Raw genomic sequence first — 695 nt, 5'->3', positions numbered from 1 at the left:
TTTTTTGTTTCCTGGTTTGTAAAATATCCTGACGTGGTCAAAACAGAAATCGTCATTACAACCAATATTCCGCCGGAGAAAATCGTCTCGAAATCTTCGGGCCGTATTGAAGCTATTCTGGTAAAAGATAAAACACCGGTTGCAAAAAACAGCACACTGGCCATTATTGAAAATACAGCCAACTATAAAGATGTCTTTCTTCTGAAAAGTATTGTAGATCATTATGATATCAATAATGCAACAAAAGCATTCCCTTTTGCGTCATTGAAAAATACCCAATTAGGGGAAATAGAAAGTGCGTATGCCGTTTTTCAAAAAGATTATCAGGCTCAGCAACTGAATGAAAGTCTGCATCCTTTCGAAATAGAAAGCAAGGCGCAAAGCTCCGAGAAAATTCAGTTAAAAGAGCGATTAGATATTCTGCAGCAGCAAAAAGTACTTAACGAGAGCGAACTGGAACTGCAGAAAAATGAAATAGCCCGTTTTGAAACCTTGTTCAATAAAGGCATTATTTCTGCACAGGAAATGGAAGCCAAGAAGCTTGGTTATCTTCAAGCGATGAAGAGTTATAAAGGACTTCTAACTTCAATTTCTCAAATAAGGTCGTCTTTGATCGACAATACAAAATCAAGTCAGAATTCGCAGATAAACAGCACAAAAGAAGAGGTTAATCTGGGAAGAAGTATGGCGCAATC

At 37.4% G+C, this 695-nt stretch carries 1 pseudogene; it reads left to right on the top strand.

The window, feature by feature from the left end:
• Nucleotides 1-695 (top strand): annotated as a pseudogene (locus K6T82_RS24070) (HlyD family secretion protein); the annotation flags it as partial.

It is taken from the genome of Flavobacterium potami (assembly GCF_020026915.1).
Taxonomy (GTDB): domain Bacteria; phylum Bacteroidota; class Bacteroidia; order Flavobacteriales; family Flavobacteriaceae; genus Flavobacterium; species Flavobacterium potami.
Note: the sequence above shows the minus strand (reverse complement) of the source record. Positions and strands in the feature narration are given on the sequence as shown.